Source organism: Kineobactrum salinum (assembly GCF_010669285.1).
GTDB lineage: Bacteria > Pseudomonadota > Gammaproteobacteria > Pseudomonadales > Halieaceae > Kineobactrum > Kineobactrum salinum.
Genome location: NZ_CP048711.1, coordinates 604,084 through 620,771 on the forward strand (window position 1 = coordinate 604,084; position 16,688 = coordinate 620,771).

Below are 16,688 nucleotides of genomic sequence, written 5' to 3' on the forward strand. Positions count from 1 at the left end.
GCACCCGGCCGGGCCAACCGGGCAAGTCATTCATTACATAATGCCTAGCCCACTTCGTTCAGCGCCTCGCCCAGCGCGGTCAACAGACTGTCGATGGCGGGCTTTTCAATCACAAAAGGCAGGCCCAACTGGATGGTATCGCCGCCGTAACGCACATAGAAACCTTTCTCCCACATGCGCATCGCCACATTGAATGGTCGCAGCGCCGGTTCGCCCTCTCGCGGCTGCAACTGCAGCGCACCGGCAAAGCCGTAATTGCGGATATCAGTCACATGGGGCGCTTCCCGAAGCTGATGCAGGCCCTGTTCAAAGTACGGCGCCAGTTCTGCAACCCGCGCCGGCAGCTGCTCGCGCTCCAGGATCTCCAGTGCCGCGAGCGCAGCCGCGCAGGCCACAGGATGCGCGGAGTAGGTGTAGCCGTGGGGGAACTCCAGCATGTAGTCGGGGCCGCCCTGGGCCATGAATGTCTGGTAGATCTCGGCGCTGGCGATCACCGCACCCATGGGCACCGCGCCATTGGTCAGCTGCTTTGCCACGTTCATGATGTCCGGCACCACGCCGAAGGCATCGGCGCCGGTCATCGCGCCGCAGCGGCCAAAGCCGGTGATCACCTCGTCGAATATCAGCAGGATGTCGTGGGCAGTGCAGATATCCCGCAACCGCTGCAGGTAGCCCGCCGGCGGCGGGATCACGCCCGCCGAGCCGGCCATCGGCTCGACAATCACCGCGGCGATATTGCTGGCATCGTGCAGCGCGATCAACTCCAGCAGTTCATCCGCCCGCTGCCAGCCCTGGCGCGGCATGCCGCGGGTAAAAGCGTTCTCCGGCAGCAGGGTATGGGACAGATGGTCCGCCTCGACCACCTGCCCGAACAGCTTGCGGTTGGCGCCGATACCACCCACCGAGATGCCGCCGAAATTGACCCCGTGGTAGCCCTTGGCACGGCCGATCAGCCGGGTCTTGGCGGGCTGGCCCTGCAGCCGCCAGTAGGCACGGGCCATTTTCAGCGAAGTGTCGGCGGATTCTGAACCTGAGTTGGTAAAGAACACATAATCCAGCCCACCCGGCGTCAGTGCCACGATGCGATTGGCCAGTTCAAAGGACAGCGGATGGCCGTACTGGAAGGCCGGCGCATAGTCCAGCGTCTGCAACTGCCGGTGCACCGCTTCTGCGATTTCCGGCCGGTTGTGGCCGGCGCCGCTGCACCACAGGCCGGACAGCCCGTCCAACACCCGACGGCCATCGTCGTCGATAAAGTGTATTCCTTCCGCCGCCACGATCATGCGCGGATCGCGCTTGAACTGGCGATTGCCGGTATAGGGCATCCAGTGGGCTTCCAGTTGCTCGCGGCTCAGTTTGAGGGTGGCGCTCATCGGTGTGGTTCCTGGGTGGATTCGGATATCAGTGTAGACCGGGAACATGGATGCAAAAACTGTCAACTATCGACATTTATCTGCATTTTTATAAAACTTTATTGTTGTCCCGGCGGGCATTTCGATCACGGCGACATAGGCCTGCACTTGCCGGACGTGTACCGCGCAGAGATTGGCGAGCACTGGTAGCACCAGGAACAGCGCCTGACCCGCAGCGGACATTGGCATGGGCTTTTCTGGCCGGGTTCAGGCTCCAGTCAGCGGGGGAAACTCCGCCGCGACACCGTCGTGGATGTAGCGCCAGCGCGAACCTTCCAGTACCGCACGGTGGCGCGGCCCGGGCAGGCTGCCATCGCCGGACTCATAGCCAGAGTCGCCGCGGAACATCACCAGCACTTGACCTTCGTGCCGCGCAGGACGGGGAAATACCTGCGGCGGCTGGCGGCTTTCGCCGCTTGCCAGCAGCGCCGCCACCGTCGGGTAGCGGGCAATATCGCACAAGGTGATGTAGGTCGGGGGCAGAACGGCGAGTGTGCCGTCATGGTGCTGCTGCAGCGCAGCCTGCACACTGATCCAGCGAGCCTCGTGGATCTCGCTGCCGTCGATCACCACATCACAGTTCTCGGGACAGGGTGCCGCGTAAATCCAGGTAGAGAACCGCTTGCCCTCGGAAAGCGGTGTGGTCCAGTGGCTGATCTGTATCATGCTCTGGGGCGCCGGGCACAGGCCGGTTTCCTCTGCAGCCTCGCGCGCGGCGGCCTGCCGGGCAGCGCCTTCTACATCATCCCCGGCCGCTTGCCAGTCCGCCGGCTCCAGTGCACCGCCTGGAAACACCCACGCGCCACCGGCAAACAGTAATGCCTTGTTGCGCTTGAGCAACAGGGTTTCCAGCCCGTCGCTGCTATCCCGCAGCAGCACTACCGTGCTGGCGGGGCGCGCCTCGACCGCGGCCTTCGGTGCCGGACCATTGCCGGCCAGTTGCTCCTCCACCGCTGACCTACTCCCCCTGCCCAAGCAATTCCAGCAACGCAATCACCGTCGCCTCCACACCCAGCGTAACGGCGGCTTCGGGCTCTATTTTGAACAGCGGGGAATGATGCGACGGCACCGGCGCACCGCCCTCTGCCTCGCGCTCGAAATGCGCCGGCGGAGTGCCGCCCACGGCAAAATAGGTACTGGGGATATAGGGGTCCGAAGTGAAGAAGGAAAAGTCCTCTGCTCCCATGCCCTGGCGCTTGCTGTCATCGAAAACATCAGCACCAAAATGCTCGCTCCAGCGCTCTCGCAATTGCCGGGTCAGGGGTGCATCGTTGACTGTGGGTGGCACCCACTCCCGCTCCGATACGATCACCTCGGGTAATTTGTCCTGCGGCAGGCCGGCAACCCGGCCCATGTTTTCGGCCACCCGCCTGATGCCCGCCAACAACAACTCCCGCGAAGCCATGTCATCGTTGCGCACCGTCAATTGCAAGTGAGCCCGGTCGGAAATAATGTTGTGCTTGGTGCCCGCATTGAAGGCGCCCACGGTAATCACCCCGGCCTCCCTCGGAGGCAGCTCCCTGGATACCACAGTCTGCAGGGCCAGCACGATCTGGCTACCCAGCACTACCGGGTCCACGCCGGTGTGGGGACTGGCACCGTGAGCACCGATGCCGTGGACAATGATATCCACCGTGTCCGCGCCGGAATACGGCGATCCCTCGGTCACCCCCAGCTTGCCGCTGGGGACCTGTGCAGCCACGTGAAATGCGAGCGCATAGTCGGGTTGGCCGAAGCGTTGCCAGAGACCGTCCTCCATCATCATCCGGGCGCCGACGACGCGCTCCTCGGCGGGCTGGCCGATCAGCATCAGGGTGCCGGACCAGTCCCCGCGCCGGGCCGCCATCCGCCGCGCTGTCCCCACCAGGCTGGTGATATGGACATCGTGGCCACAGGCGTGCATGACAGGAACTTCCTTGCCGGACTCGTCGACCTGGCGCGCGCTGGAGGCATAGGGCAGGCCGGATTTTTCCTCAACCGGCAACCCATCCATGTCCGCGCGCATCATGACCAGCGGTCCGGGCCCGTTCTCCAGCATGGCGACCAGACCGGTACCGCCCACTCCCTCGGTGACCTCGAAACCGGTCTCGCGCAACTCCGCCGCCAGCCGCGCCGCGGTGCGGTTTTCCATGCCCGACAGCTCGGGGTTTTGGTGAAAATGGATGAACAGCTCACCCAGGTGCTGTTGATAATCCGCGGCGATGGCGCTGGCGAGATCATCGGCCCGGGTAAGTGGTGAAGCGAGCGCCAGACACAGCAGCGCGCTGCCCAGGCAATATCTTGGCAATAATCGCATGCGGATTTCCTGTACGGGTTTAACCCGCAAGGCTACCGGCCCGGGCGGGGATGCGCAAGCAGGAATGGATCTACCTGTGGAAACGGGCAACCCGGCTGACCGAAGACTCCCAGCACCCCGGCTGGCCCACTGCTATCAGCGCGCCGCCAGCGACAGGTCATACCCGAGACTGCGCGCATCCGCCAGTGCGCGCGGCTGCTCCTGGTTCGGGCGGCTGGCTACCCACAGATTGACGGAGCGCGTGCCCGAGCGGCAAAAAGCCAGCACCGGCCCCGCGCCGCTGTCGAAAGCTGCTGTCAGTCGTGACAGGTCGGGGCCCGGAAAGTCACCTCCGGTCACCGGGTAATAGTAATACTCCAGACCGTGGGCAGCAGCGGCAGCCGCAATGGCCTCCGATGACTGCTGCGGAGGCACTTCATTGTCAGGGCGGTTGTTGATCAACACCCTGAAACCCGCCGCGGCAATCGCCGGGAGGTCTTCGACCTGTATCTGGTCCGACACTGCCACCCGATCGGTTACGTTCACTATTTTCATGTCCTTGCCTCTGCCTGGTTGCGTTTGATGAGTACCGCGATCTGCCCGCTGCTCCCCGGAGGCGCCGCGCACCCGGTCGAGGCTGTCACGCAACAGCTCTGCCCAGCGCCGCAGGATGCGGTCAAACTCCGCCTTGTTGGTAACGCCGCTGCTCCAGCGCAAGCGGGCATTATCCACTCCACGCTTGCGGTCCACCACCCGCACCAGCACCTCGCCGGTGGCACCATCGGCCAACTCCAGCAACAGGGTCATCTCGCCGGCTGAGGTGGTGTACTCCCGGGTCATCGTGCTGCGCGCCACATCGGGAGCATGGATATCCAGATTGATGATGGAGGGGTGCAGAACCAGCACCTCGGACCCGTCCTGGTCGTGTTCCGACAGGGCATAGGCGGGATCCCGCTGCAGTGCTTCACGAAAGTGCCGGTCACAGGCTTCCCCGGCCCGGCGCTTGATTCTGTCAATGTCTTCCCTGCTCACCCGGCTGCCGAGATCCAGTCGCTGGCGATTCTGGTCCCGCTGCCAGTTCTTGCGAAAGGACACCTCACAGGGCTGCAGGGAAAATTGTTCGTAGACTGACAGCTCCGCTCCCGGACGCCGGTAGACTTCGGCAAAACGTTCGTTGTCCACACGTTCCAGACCATCATAGGAAACCTCCGGCCCGGTGGCAGGTCCCGGCGCGGCGCAGGCGGCCAGGACCACAGCGGCGGAGGCAATCATCCATTTCATGACATGGGGCATGGCTTTGCTCTCCTGTATTCTCTTTGCTGCCATTATAGACCAGTAAAACCCACCCACAGCAGACGCAACCCCAGCAGGACCAGGAATGGGCAGCAATATCGCAGCCGCCTGGGTCGGGGCCATCACCAGTGCCATCAGTGGCACGGCGAGCATGGATATGGCTCCGCCAAAACCACCCTTGGCGATGCCGTAGAGCAGCACCGCCGGGATGCTGACCAGATAGAACGCCGGCTCGCTCAGCACTCTTCCGGTGGCCGCCTCACCGGATCAGCCCGAACTCACCACCGAGAATATCGATAATCTCCGTACGCGGGTCGTCGGCGATGCGCAGGCGTTCACCGGTAATTTTCTCGGCCATACCCAGATAGGTATCCGACACCGCCATCAGCACGGAAGCAGGCAGGGGATCGCCGGCGGCGAGAGCCTGCCGCTCCGCCATCCGGTCCTTGTTCAACAGCACGTCCGGGTCGGGCACATGGCTGAGCAGCAGTTGCCGGAAGCCCTCCTTGGAGTTCTCTACAACCCTGCCCTCGCGGTAGGCGGGACCATCCCAGATACGCGAGGAATCGGGAGTACCCACCTCATCCATGTAAATCAACTGCTCGCGCCCGTCGCGGTCGGTCACGTAGCCGAATTCGAATTTGGTATCGACGAAGATCTGGTCCAGTCCAGCCAAGGTCCGGCTGATCAGTTCAAAGCCCTCGCGAAACAGGGTTTCATAGCGATCCACATCCGCCACCTCGCGAAAACGGAAGGCAGAATAGTTCGCCAGGATATCTTCGCGGGTGATGTTCACATCGTCCTGCGCCGGTACGCCCGGGATACCTTCGAGTACGCCTTTGGTCGACGGGGTGATCAGCAATTGCGGCAGCTGCTGGTCCCGCTGCAGACCGTCGGGCAGGCGAATACCGCAGAAGTCGCGCGCGCCGCTGGCGTAGGCCCGCCACATCGAACCGGTGATGTACTGACGGGCAATGGCCTCGATCATCACCGGGCGCGCCTTCTGTACAATCCACACCAGCGGATGCGGTATTTCCAGGATATGACTGTCGGCCAGACCCTGTTCCCTGAACAGCCGGAACCAGTGGTTGGAAATGGCGTTGAGTGCCGCACCCTTGCCCGGTACCCCACCCATGCCGCCCTCGCCATGCCAGATGCAATCAAAGGCTGAAATGCGATCACTGATTACCATGATGGCCAACGGTGCATCGGCCGCCACCGGATACCCACGTTGCGCGATCAAGCGGCGGCTGTCGGCCGCATCCAGCCAATAGACAGAACGCACCTTGCCGCTGTGAACAGGGGCATCAGTACGAATTGGCAAGTCGTCATTGACCGCCAGCACCTTGTTTGCAAGATTCATTTGTAAGTCCCGTGCCGTGGCCTGCAAGGCCGCCTGAATTTGAGCATGCCGCGGTCCGGCAGCAGGCCAGCGCGGTCGGTCGAGTTTAACAGAGTACCGCGCTGCAGGCACCCGGCCCGCGGCCGAAATGCTGCCAATGTGGATGCTGTCGCACGTCGCAGCACTGCGCTACCATGGTTTCATATTTACCTGGATCGTTGCGATGCCTGCAAGAACATCCTTCCCGTCAGCGCTGACCCTGACCCTGTTGACCCCGACATTGCTGGGTGCCGCGCTGGCGTGGAGCCAACCCGAGCCTGAAAACAGCCTGGCCGAATGCGCGCGCGTGACAGACCACTCCCTGCGCCTGATCTGCTATGACAACTTGGCGGAGGAGACGCTGCAGCAGGAAGAGGTTCCGCCCGGCGTTGATTTTGCCGGCGAGGAACTGCTGGTCGGCAAGCGCCTGGCGGAAGAAGCGGCCACGGCCGGCAATGCCTGGGTGATTCTGCCACACCATCGCAACTATTTACTGCCATTTACCTACAACAACAGTCCCGCCAAGGAAACCTGGAACCTCCAACACCCTGACGACGGCATCGACAAACTCGAAGCCAAGTTCCAGATCAGCCTGAAAACACTGGTGTGGGAAGACATTCTCGGAGAGGGAACCAACCTGTGGGGGCCTATACACAAAAAAACTGGTGGCAACTGTACAATGGATCGTCACCGTTTCGCGAGACCAACTACCAGCCCGAGCTCATGCTGACCTTCGACAATGACTGGAAGGCACTGGGCTTTACCAATACCCTGCTGGGCCTGGGTATCATCCATGAGTCCAACGGCAAGAGTGGCGAACTGTCCCGCAGCTGGAACCGGATCAGTGCCAGCGCCGTGCTGGAACGGCGGCGCATGAGTCTCAATATCCGCAGCTGGTACCGGATTCCGGAGGGCAGCGATGACGACAACCCGGACATCGACGACTATTACGGCTACGGCGACATTACCGGCATCTGGAAAGTGGACCAGCACGAGCTCTCCGTGATGCTGCGCCACAATCTGCAGAGCGAGGGCCGGGGCGCCATCGAACTGGAGTGGAGCTTTCCCGTCAATCGTCGCTTCAAGGGCTATGTCCAGTATTTCAACGGCTATGGCGAGAGCCTGCTCGAATACAATCGCAGCGTCAACCGGATCGGCATCGGCCTGTCCCTGACCGATTTGTTCTAGGACGCTGTCGGCAGGTACTATACGCCGCTACCCACACTCTCCCGGCGAATGTACCCATGTCCAACATCAACTCCCCTGCCCTCTTCCTGGCAAAGACCGCTGTCATTGTTGCTTGTGCAGCGGTATGCAGCATGCCCGGCCTGGCCGCCGGAGCCGAGCAGGTACTGGTCAGCGCCAAGCGGATCGATGAAGATGCCACCCGCCTGCCGCTGGCGTGGTCCGCGGTGGGTGACAGCGCGCTTTCGCTGACCGCTCATACCCATCCCAACGAAATCATGCAGCGGGTATCCGGCGCCTGGATCAGTCGCGGCAACGGCCAGGAAAGCCTGACCGCGTTGCGCTCCCCGGTACTGACAGGCGCCGGTGGCTGTGGCTCCTTTTTCATGGCGCTGGACGGGATCAGCCTGCGGGCACCAGGGTTTTGCAACGTCAACCAGCTGTTCGATGCCAATATCGAACAGGCGGGCCGCATCGAGGTGATCAAGGGTCCCGCCGGTGCCATCTATGGCTCCAACGCAATGCACGGCGTCATCAATATCCTCAGTGCGGCGCCAGCAGCGGATCAGGGACAGTTGCTGTCGCTGGAATCCGGACCGGATGATTACTATCGGGCCAAATACCAGTACAGCGACAGCGATGGCGCTCACGGTCTCAGCCTGCGCCTGCACGCCGCCACCGACGGCGGTTACCAGGATGAGTCGGGTTATGAGCAGCAGAAGCTGACCCTGCGCCACGACTACAGCGGCCGGGTATGGCAGCTGCGAAGCGTCGTCGACGGCGCCAACCTGGAACAGGAAACCGCGGGCTTCATCCAGGGCTTCAGGGCCTATGCCGACAGTGCCCGCAAACGCGACAACCCCAACCCGGAAGCCTACCGCGACGCCTGGTCCCTGCGCGCCTACACCGAGGCCAGCCGCGAGCTGGAGAACGACTTCCGGCTCAGCATTACACCCTATCTGCGGCGCAACCGGATGGAGTTCCTGCAGCATTTTTTCCCGTGGCAACCAGTGGAACACAATGGTCACGAGTCGCTGGGATTGCGCACGGCCATCCACCGCGACAACGACCTCATGAGCTGGGCAGCGGGAGCCGATATCGACTATACCGAGGGCTGGTTGCGGGAGACCCAAAGCGAGGACTTCAGCCCCAATCAACCAGCGGGTGTGCACTACGATTATCGGGTGCAGGCCACCCAGAGTGCCCTTTACAGCCAGTTGCGCCTGGACTTGACTGAACGCTGGACCCTGGACGGCGGGCTGCGACTGGAGCATACCCGCTACGACTACGACAACCGCGCCGCCGACGGCCCGGCCTGTGCTCCCGGCGCCAGTGCCTGCCGCTTCTTCCGGGTAGCAGACCGCACTGACAGCTTTACAGACTGGACCTTCAATGCGGGTGCCAGCCTGGTGCTGGTACCGGACCATATCGCCTATTTGCGTGCGGCCAGCGGTTTTCGGGCACCGGAAACCAGCGAGCTGTACCGCCTGCAAGCAGGCCAGTCGGTCGCCGAGCTCGATTCCGAAGTGATCGACAATGTGGAGCTGGGCCTGCGGGGCGCTACTGACGCGGGCCTGGCCTACCAGCTATCGCTGTATCACATGAACAAAGATGAGGTGATTTTCCAGGACGCAGACCGGCGCAATGTCAGCGGCGCCAAAACCGATCATAGCGGTTTGGAGGTCAGTCTCAGCTACCGCCCCGGTAGCCGCTGGTACGGCGAGCTGGATGTCACCGCCGCGCGCCACCGCTACGGCAACAACGCGCTGCCATTGGGGGTAAACCTGCCAATCAAAGGCAACGACATCGACACGGCGCCGCGCCTGTTCGGCAGCGCCCGGCTGGGCTGGAGCTTCGCTCCCCGTTTTGGCGAGCCGACCGTAGCGGAGCTCGAATGGGTGTACATGGATGACTACTATCTGGAACCGGAAAATCGCTTTGAATACGAGGGCCATTCGCTGCTGAATCTGCGCCTCAGTGGCGCGCTGACACCGCGCCTGGGCGCCAGCGTGAGAGTCACCAACCTGTTGGGCGAGGACTACGCCGAGCGGGCCGATGTGGGCTTCGGACAATACCGCTATTTCGTCGGACACCCTGCCAGCCTGTTCGTGGAATTGCGGTACCGCTGGGGGCGCGGCTGACACATCGGTGCCAGTACATCGGCGCTAGGACATCGGTGAAATTCCCACCGCCTCCCGAACCTGCCGCAACAGCGGAGCGCTGATACTGCGGGCCCGCTCCGCGCCGCGCTGCAGTACTTGCTCGATATGCCCCGGGTTCGCCATCAGCTCCTGGTAGCGCTCGCGGGCGGCGGCCAACTCACCGTTCACCAGCTCGAACAATTGCCGTTTGGCCTCACCCCAGGCAATTCCCGCCTCGAACTCGCGCCGCATGCGCGCGGTTTCTCCGGCACTCGCAAAGGCGGCCCAGATTTGAAACACAGTGGAATCAGCAGGATCCTTGGGTTCTCCCGGTTCCTGCAGGTTGGTCTTGATCTTGTTAATGTGCTTGCGCAGCTGCTTCTCGGGCAGAAACAACGGAATGGTATTACTATAGCTTTTGCTCATCTTGCGACCATCCAGGCCCTGTAACACCGCCACGTGCTCTTCGACTATCGCCTCGGGCAGGGTAAACAACTCGGCAAAATTATGGTTGAAGCGCTGGGCGATGTCCCGCGCCATCTCCAGATGCTGGATCTGGTCGCGTCCCACCGGCACCCGCTGGGCATTGAACAGCAGGATATCGGCCGCCATCAGTATGGGATAATTGAACAGACCCATGGTAATTCCGTAGTCAGGATCTTCTCCTGCTTCCTCATTGACCTGCACCGCGGCCTTGTAGGCGTGCGCGCGGTTCATCAGGCCCTTGGCCGCATTGCAGCACAGCACCCAGGTCAACTCGGTAATTTCGGGAATGTCGGACTGACGGTAAAAAACCGCGCGCTCGGTATCCAGGCCCAGCGCCAGCCAAGTGGCGGCAATCTCCTTGCTCGACTGGCGCACCAGGGATGGATCCTGGCACTTGATCAGCGCATGCAGATCGGCAAGAAAGAAAAACGACTCGGTGCTGTCGTCCCTGGACGCGGCTATCGAGGGACGGATCGCCCCAACGAAGTTGCCCAGGTGGGGCGTGCCCGTAGTGGTAATACCGGTGAGAACCCGTGGCTTGGTCATGATCATTCCGAGTTTGCCTGAAAGCGGGCAATTCTATAGGGTCTGGCCGGCACTGGCTATTGCCGGCCGGCTTTCGGCCGGCAGAGCCCGTCCTGCAGCGTGTAGTTCGCTCAGGCCGGTGTCAGCGAACCCTGGTGGTTGTAGAAGCGCTGCAGTACGCGCGCCAGGTTGGCTGCGTCCTCGCTGCCCGCCAGCTCGCGAATTGAGTGCATTGCAAAGGTGGGAACCCCTATGTCCAGCGTACGGATGCCGGTACCGCCTGCAGTGATGGGTCCGATGGTACTGCCACAGGCCATGTCCGTGCGCACGACGAAGCTCTGTACCGGCACCTGTTCCCGTTCCGCCAGCAGGCGGAAAAAACCGGCGGTTTCGGCATTGGTAGCATAGCGCTGGTTGGCATTGACCTTGATAACGGGGCCCGCGTTCAGTCTTGGCCCGTGATTGTCATCATGGCGATCCGCATAGTTCGGGTGCAGGCCATGGGCATTGTCGGCAGAGATCATCATTGACGCCTGTACCAGGCTGGACAACTGTTCCTCGCTGCCGGCAATACGCCGCAAGGTGGAGAGCAACAGCGGCCCCTGGGCACCGGCCGTGGACAGGCTGCCGACCTCCTCGTGATCATTGCATACCAGCAGGCAACTCTGGGTGCCGTCCGCCTGCAACAGCGCATCCATTCCCGTAAAACAGCTAAGCAGGTTGTCCAGACGCGCTGACGCGATAAAGTCGCCGCCCAGTCCCACCAGTGCCGCCGGCTGACTGTCATAGAATGACAACTCATAGTCCAGTATCCGGCCGACCTCCAGGCCCGGGTACTCTTCCCGCAAGCGCCCGGCCAGCAAGTCGCGAAAATCAGGTTTATCCTGGCCATCAGCTATGGCAAGCACCGGGAGTATGTCGGTTTGCGGATTGACACTGCGATTCTGGTTGGCCTCCCGGTCCAGATGAATCGCCAGGCTGGGTATCACCGCCAGCGGCTGCCGGAAATCCACCAGTGCGGTGCGCAATTGTCCGCCGCTGCCGGCAAAACTGACCCGTCCGGCCAGGGAAAGATCGCGATCAAACCAGGGGTTGAGCAGCGCACCGCCGTAGACCTCCACTCCCAGCTGGAAATAGCCGCTGCGCAGTTTCTCAGGCCTGGGCTTTACCATCAGACAGGGGCTGTCGGTGTGGGCACCGACCATGCGCATGCCGGTCGCAGGCGGGGCATCACTGCCGATGATAAAGGCCAGCAGCGAGCTGTCATTGCGGGTGAGATAGTAGCGCTGCCCGGCCTGCAAATTGCCGGCACCGGACAGAGGCCGAAAACCGGCTGCCTCCAGTTGCAACACCATCTGCTCGACCGCATGAAATGGCGTAGTAGCCTGCTCGAGAAAGCTGAGCAGGCGCTGGTTGAACTGAGTCTGGGACATAGTGCTAAAAAACCTCTGTTCGGGAAATCATGGTTAGTGAGCCTTCCCACCAACGGGTAGATGGCGGTGGGGATCAGAACATCCACAGCGCGTACAGCAGCGCCGCAAGCGCCACCCGATAGTATACGAAAGGCATCAATCCCACACGATCCAGCAGACGCAGGAACAGGCCTATACAGGCGTAGGCGGTGACCGCCGAGATCAGCGCTGCCATGGCCAACAGATACCAGTTGACGGCGACCGCGCCGTTGGCCAGCTGCAGGCCCTTCAGCAACCCCGCTCCCGCAATCACCGGGATTGAGAGCAGGAAAGCAAAGCGTGCCGCCAGCTGACGACTCAAGCCCAACAGCAACCCGGCGGAAATCGTGATCCCCGAACGCGACACACCGGGGATGGGTGCCAGTGCCTGCGCCAGACCGATCACCACTGCGGCCAGCACGCCAAGCGCCCGCGGCTCACCACCAGCACGGGCTCTGCGGTCGGCAAGCCCGAGCAGCAATCCGAATACCAGCGTCGTTGTGGCGATTACCGGCAGGCTGCGCAGCCGCGACTCGATAAAATCGTCCGCCAGGAAACCAACGATACAGACAGGCGCTGTCGCCACTGCCAGCCACCACACCAGACGTACGTCGTCATTGATCGGCTGACCGCGCACCAAGCCTGCGCAACTCACCGCCATCTGCCAAAGCTCGCGCCGATAGTACAGCATGACCGCGAGCAGGGTGCCCACATGCACCGCCACGTCGAAGGCCAGCCCCTGATCCTCCCAGCCCAGCACCAGCGCCGGAATGACCAGGTGGGCGGAACTGGAAATGGGCAGAAATTCCGTCACCCCCTGCAGTAATGCCAGCAACGCCAGCTGCAACCAATCCATCATGAACGCGGTCCCTGCTCGGCGATTTTCTTCCAGCTGATTTCGTCCCGAACATAGACCGGGCAGACCTGCTCTGCCATCTGCACCTGCCCCCGCGCCAGTGCATGTTGCGCCAGTGGCAGCAGGTCCCGTGCTGCGGGCAGCAGATCTGGATGGCGCCGTGACAGACGCTCCTGGGTGGCCGCACGGAAGTGTTCCAGATAGTGCAGGCCGCTGCCGATGGCGACCAGGGTACCGCTACCGGCCAAATCCAGCTGCTCAGGTTTGGAAGCAGCCGCTGCGGTGAGAGCTTGCGGCAGCCCGTCTTCAATCTGATACAGTGCCCAGTACAACTCGCCGATATGGGCATCGAGAGTGCTGAGCACCGCCTCCCCTTCGCCGATCAGGCCCAGACGCAAGGCTGTCTGCACCTGGCAAGCCAGCGTCGACACTGGCAACGCGGGCAGAGCCGCTGCAAAACACAGGCCCTGTACTGCACTGGCGGCAATTCGCAGGCCTGTGAAAGAACCCGGGCCACTGCCATAGGCTATCGCATCCAGCCCTCCGTCGGCAGCGATTCCTTCTGGCAGCAAATCCTGCAGCATGGCCAGCAGGCGTTGACTGTGCCGTCGCGGCACGATCTCATGTATCCCGGAAATTACGCCATTGCGCGACAGTGCAACTGAACAGGCTTCCGTCGATGTGTCTATTGCCAGGATACTTGTCATATGGCTCGCCATGAAATGATTGCCAGGCACAATAACCCGGCGACGGCTTCCCCCGCGGAATGCAGCCGCGCAATTATCCCACAACGCAGGGCTGCCAAGAACCGCGCTGCTGACATTTTACCGGACTGATGATGACGACAGAAAAACCGCAGGGACTGCTGCTGGCAGGTGGAGCTGGTAGGCGAGTACAGGGCCGCGACAAGGGTCTGCTGGTATGGCGTGGCAAACCCCTGGTGCAATGGGTAGCAGAGCGGCTGCGACCACAGGTCACAACATTGACCATCAGCTGCAATCGCAACCGACATAGTTACGACCGTTACGCCGACAGAACTGTCACGGATTTCCCCGAACAAGAGTCCCGGGGTCCGCTTGCCGGCATACTGTCGCTGGCGCCGTTCGTGGCCAGGGAAGACTATCTGCTCGTCTGCCCCTGCGATACTCCGCTGGTACCGGAGGATCTGGCGGCACGGCTGGTGGCCGCGCTGGAAAGTCGGCCGGACCTGGCAGTGAGCTACGCCCACGATGCCCGGCGGGCCCACTATCTGCACGCGGTATTACGCGGCGACTGTCTCACGTCCCTGCCCCAATACCTGCAGTCAGGCCAGCGATCGGTACGGGGCTGGTATGCACAACTGGCGACGATTGCAGCCGATTTCAGTGACTGTCCAGATGCCTTTGCCAATCTGAATCTTGGGGACAATACGGAATGAGTCCGGATGCTGGCCAGTGCTTTTGTTGATGGATTTTTACCGGGGTGATTCTTTGCTCCCGGTGGCGGCCTGCCGACCGTAGCAACGCAGGGTGGACGGTGGCGCGGTTTCTGCGTCAGGGGTAATGGTGCGGTTCCTGGTCAGGGGTCATGGTGCGCTTCCTGCGTCAGCGCACCCTATGCTGATGGCGAAGCTCGCGGCCAATGCATAGGGTGCGTTGAGGCACGAAACGCACCGGGGCTGATGGCGAAGCTCGCGGCCGACGCATAGGGTGCGTTGAGGCACGAAACGCACCGGACACGCATTCCACCTGGCAACGCAGCGGTCACCCGAGCCATCCGGAAGAAAGAACTCATGCAAACAAAAAACCCGCAGTGGAAAGCCACTGCGGGTTTAGGTTTCACCAGCTGTTGTCAGGATCCGCTGGGGGTTGCTGCTGCGGAAGTTGCTGCCTTGTTCTTGGGAGCCACTTTGGTCCTGGGAGCTGTCTTGCGCCTGGGAGCCGCTTTGGCTTTTCGCTTCGTTGCGGTCGTCCTGGCTTTTTTCGGTGCTGCCTTGGCTTTTTTCGGTGCTGCCTTGGCTTTCTTCGGTGCTGCCTTGGCTTTTTTCGGTGCCGCTTTGGCTTTCTTCGGTGCTGCTTTGGTCTTGCGGGCAGTGGAGGCCCTGGCCGGTGTTGCCGTCGCTGCCGTTGACCGCCTGGCTGTCGTTTTGGCCTTGGCCTTGCTGCCGGCCTTGGCTTTGCGGGTCGCAGCCTTTGCTTTGATGGCTGCTTTTTTCTCCACAGCCTTCGCTTTGATGGCCGCTTTTTTCTCCGCAGCCTTCGCCTTGATGGCTGCTTTTTTCTCTGCAGACTTCAACTGTGCGTTAACCTTTTTCTCCAATGCAGACACTTTTGCAGAATCCGCCCTGCTGCGCGTCTTGCTCCACTTCTTGGCATATCTCGCCAGTACTTTGGCCTTGTCCGCTTCAGCCTTGGCAGCCAATTCCGCTTTTTTTGCCTCGATACGGGCACGGGCAGCAAACTGCTTTGCTTTCAGCTGGGCATCCGCCACCAGTTCCTTCAGCCGTTGCCGGTTGACTTGTGCCTTAGCCTGCGCAGCTTCGAGACGGGTCTTTGCCCGGCTTGCCGCATTGGCAGCAGCCTTCTTCGACCGCTCGTCTGCTCGAGCCCGTGCCGCCTTTACCTTGGCGCGTGCTTCTGCAAGTGCTTTCTTTTCAGCTGCTATGCTTGCCTGCAGTTTTTTCAGAGATTCCCGGGTTCTTTTCTCTGCTGCAGACACTACCGGTTGTGTCGCTTTGGACTTATTGACCGCCTGCTTGCGCGGCGCCTTCTTTACCGGCGTTTTTTTACGCGCGGCTGTTTTCGTTTTCGCCTTGCCCTTGGCAGTAGCCATATCAACGATCTCCAGATTTTGTTTTCGGGTAACGCAACTGCAAAAATAACAACAATTTCGCCACCTTACAACATGGAAATTCGCCAAGCGAAACTGCTAGTGCATTGAAAAATAGAGAAATTCAGTCCTCGGCCACTGCAACAAACCCGGCGCAAACTCCTGACATTTATTATCGGACCGAGAAATACGCTATAAATACAGTGTTATTGCTCCAGTACTGCCATGACTTTCCCGCGAATATCATCGACGCTGCCAACGCCCTCAACCCGGTGACAAGCCGGCGCCCGGGGGCCTGACATGCTGCGATAAAATTCCACCAGGGGCCGGGTTTGTTGCTGATAAACCTGTAAACGTTTGCGCACAGTCTCTTCTTTGTCGTCATCGCGCTGCACCAGCGGCTCACCCGTTTCGTCGTCCAGACCTTCCCGCCGGGGAGGATTATGTGTGACATGATAGACTCTACCTGAGGCAGGATGAACGCGACGGCCGCTCAAACGGGACACGATTTCTTCTTCGTCCACTGCAATTTCCACAACATGGTCAATATCCACGCCGGCCTCAACCATTGCTTCGGCCTGCGGAATCGTTCGGGGAAATCCATCAAACAGGAAACCATTGCGGCAGTCGGGCTGCTTTATTCGTTCCTTGACCAGGCCGATGATAATATCGTCGGATACCAACCCGCCTGCATCCATTACGGTTTTCGCCGCTACGCCAAGCTCCGAGCCCGCCTTGACCGCAGCGCGCAACATATCGCCCGTCGATATTTGCGGTATCGAAAACTTCTCCCTGATGAACTGGGCCTGGGTACCTTTACCGGCGCCCGGAGCGCCCAAGAGTATCAATCGCATTTGGGGTGAATCCTCGATGTA

The 16,688-nt window shown here is 61.3% G+C and carries 13 protein-coding genes and 1 pseudogene; 3 read left to right on the forward strand and 11 right to left on the reverse strand.

Annotation, left to right across the window (positions count from 1 at the left end; all coding sequences use genetic code 11):
• Positions 1-44 precede the first annotated feature (44 nt).
• From G3T16_RS02675 to G3T16_RS02695, 5 genes are all read right to left on the reverse strand, one after another.
• Complete coding sequence (locus G3T16_RS02675; RefSeq protein ID WP_163493713.1) at positions 45-1,373, reverse strand: aspartate aminotransferase family protein; 1,329 nt, start codon at positions 1,371-1,373, stop codon at positions 45-47.
• Positions 1,374-1,619: 246 nt separating this feature from the next.
• On the reverse strand, positions 1,620-2,363 hold the full coding sequence (locus tag G3T16_RS02680; protein ID WP_232059239.1) for an NUDIX hydrolase: 744 nt from the start codon (positions 2,361-2,363) through the stop codon (positions 1,620-1,622).
• Between the two features lie 7 nt (positions 2,364-2,370).
• Positions 2,371-3,708: an amidohydrolase gene (locus G3T16_RS02685; protein WP_163493714.1), complete on the reverse strand. Its 1,338-nt coding sequence runs from the start codon at positions 3,706-3,708 to the stop codon at positions 2,371-2,373.
• Positions 3,709-3,843: 135 nt separating this feature from the next.
• Positions 3,844-5,223, reverse strand: coding sequence for a TIGR01244 family sulfur transferase (locus G3T16_RS02690; protein WP_163493715.1), 1,380 nt, complete (start codon positions 5,221-5,223; stop codon positions 3,844-3,846).
• A 16-nt stretch (positions 5,224-5,239) separates the two neighbouring features.
• The gene (locus G3T16_RS02695) at positions 5,240-6,343 is read right to left on the reverse strand and encodes a phosphoribosylaminoimidazolesuccinocarboxamide synthase (protein ID WP_163493716.1); all 1,104 of its coding nucleotides are present in this window, start codon (positions 6,341-6,343) and stop codon (positions 5,240-5,242) included.
• A gap of 202 nt (positions 6,344-6,545) precedes the next feature.
• Here G3T16_RS02695 and G3T16_RS21570 point away from each other — a divergent pair.
• Together G3T16_RS21570 and G3T16_RS02710 are read left to right on the forward strand one after the other, a co-directional pair.
• Positions 6,546-7,549: pseudogene (locus G3T16_RS21570) on the forward strand (phospholipase A).
• Positions 7,550-7,605: 56 nt separating this feature from the next.
• Positions 7,606-9,687 carry a TonB-dependent receptor gene (locus G3T16_RS02710; RefSeq protein ID WP_232059240.1) on the forward strand — a complete coding sequence of 694 codons (2,082 nt, stop codon included), beginning with the start codon at positions 7,606-7,608 and terminating at the stop codon, positions 9,685-9,687.
• Positions 9,688-9,711: 24 nt separating this feature from the next.
• Here the strand turns inward: G3T16_RS02710 and trpS are convergent, their stop codons facing one another.
• From trpS to tsaB, 4 genes are all read right to left on the reverse strand, one after another.
• Complete coding sequence (gene trpS / locus G3T16_RS02715) at positions 9,712-10,719, reverse strand: tryptophan--tRNA ligase (RefSeq protein WP_163493719.1); 1,008 nt, start codon at positions 10,717-10,719, stop codon at positions 9,712-9,714.
• Positions 10,720-10,829: 110 nt separating this feature from the next.
• Positions 10,830-12,131: a M18 family aminopeptidase gene (locus G3T16_RS02720; protein WP_163493720.1), complete on the reverse strand. Its 1,302-nt coding sequence runs from the start codon at positions 12,129-12,131 to the stop codon at positions 10,830-10,832.
• Positions 12,132-12,204: 73 nt separating this feature from the next.
• On the reverse strand, positions 12,205-13,005 hold the full coding sequence (locus G3T16_RS02725) for an undecaprenyl-diphosphate phosphatase (protein WP_163496937.1): 801 nt from the start codon (positions 13,003-13,005) through the stop codon (positions 12,205-12,207).
• Complete coding sequence (gene tsaB / locus G3T16_RS02730) at positions 13,005-13,712, reverse strand: tRNA (adenosine(37)-N6)-threonylcarbamoyltransferase complex dimerization subunit type 1 TsaB (RefSeq protein ID WP_163493721.1); 708 nt, start codon at positions 13,710-13,712, stop codon at positions 13,005-13,007. The genes G3T16_RS02725 and tsaB overlap by 1 nt, the downstream gene beginning before the upstream one ends.
• 131 nt (positions 13,713-13,843) lie before the next feature.
• Here tsaB and mobA point away from each other — a divergent pair, with 131 nt between their 5' ends.
• Positions 13,844-14,422, forward strand: coding sequence for a molybdenum cofactor guanylyltransferase MobA (gene mobA / locus G3T16_RS02735; protein ID WP_163493722.1), 579 nt, complete (start codon positions 13,844-13,846; stop codon positions 14,420-14,422).
• Positions 14,423-14,835: 413 nt separating this feature from the next.
• Here mobA and G3T16_RS02740 read toward each other — a convergent pair whose 3' ends face one another.
• Both G3T16_RS02740 and adk read right to left on the reverse strand, forming a co-directional pair.
• Positions 14,836-15,816, reverse strand: a complete 981-nt coding sequence (locus G3T16_RS02740; protein ID WP_163493723.1) for a hypothetical protein — start codon at positions 15,814-15,816, stop codon at positions 14,836-14,838.
• Positions 15,817-16,019: 203 nt separating this feature from the next.
• Positions 16,020-16,667 carry an adenylate kinase gene (adk, locus tag G3T16_RS02745; RefSeq protein WP_163493724.1) on the reverse strand — a complete coding sequence of 216 codons (648 nt, stop codon included), beginning with the start codon at positions 16,665-16,667 and terminating at the stop codon, positions 16,020-16,022.
• Between the last annotated feature and the right edge of the window lie 21 nt (positions 16,668-16,688).

Coding starts and splice junctions, on each gene's coding strand:
- G3T16_RS02695 (WP_163493716.1), bottom strand. CDS start 6,343: ATGAATCTTGCAAACAAGGTGCTGGCGGTCAATGACGACTTGCCAATT.
- mobA (WP_163493722.1), top strand. CDS start 13,844: ATGACGACAGAAAAACCGCAGGGACTGCTGCTGGCAGGTGGAGCTGGT.
- G3T16_RS02740 (WP_163493723.1), bottom strand. CDS start 15,816: ATGGCTACTGCCAAGGGCAAGGCGAAAACGAAAACAGCCGCGCGTAAA.
- G3T16_RS02725 (WP_163496937.1), bottom strand. CDS start 13,005: ATGGATTGGTTGCAGCTGGCGTTGCTGGCATTACTGCAGGGGGTGACG.
- adk (WP_163493724.1), bottom strand. CDS start 16,667: ATGCGATTGATACTCTTGGGCGCTCCGGGCGCCGGTAAAGGTACCCAG.
- G3T16_RS02710 (WP_232059240.1), top strand. CDS start 7,606: ATGTCCAACATCAACTCCCCTGCCCTCTTCCTGGCAAAGACCGCTGTC.
- G3T16_RS02675 (WP_163493713.1), bottom strand. CDS start 1,373: ATGAGCGCCACCCTCAAACTGAGCCGCGAGCAACTGGAAGCCCACTGG.
- G3T16_RS02685 (WP_163493714.1), bottom strand. CDS start 3,708: ATGCGATTATTGCCAAGATATTGCCTGGGCAGCGCGCTGCTGTGTCTG.
- trpS (WP_163493719.1), bottom strand. CDS start 10,719: ATGACCAAGCCACGGGTTCTCACCGGTATTACCACTACGGGCACGCCC.
- tsaB (WP_163493721.1), bottom strand. CDS start 13,712: ATGACAAGTATCCTGGCAATAGACACATCGACGGAAGCCTGTTCAGTT.
- G3T16_RS02720 (WP_163493720.1), bottom strand. CDS start 12,131: ATGTCCCAGACTCAGTTCAACCAGCGCCTGCTCAGCTTTCTCGAGCAG.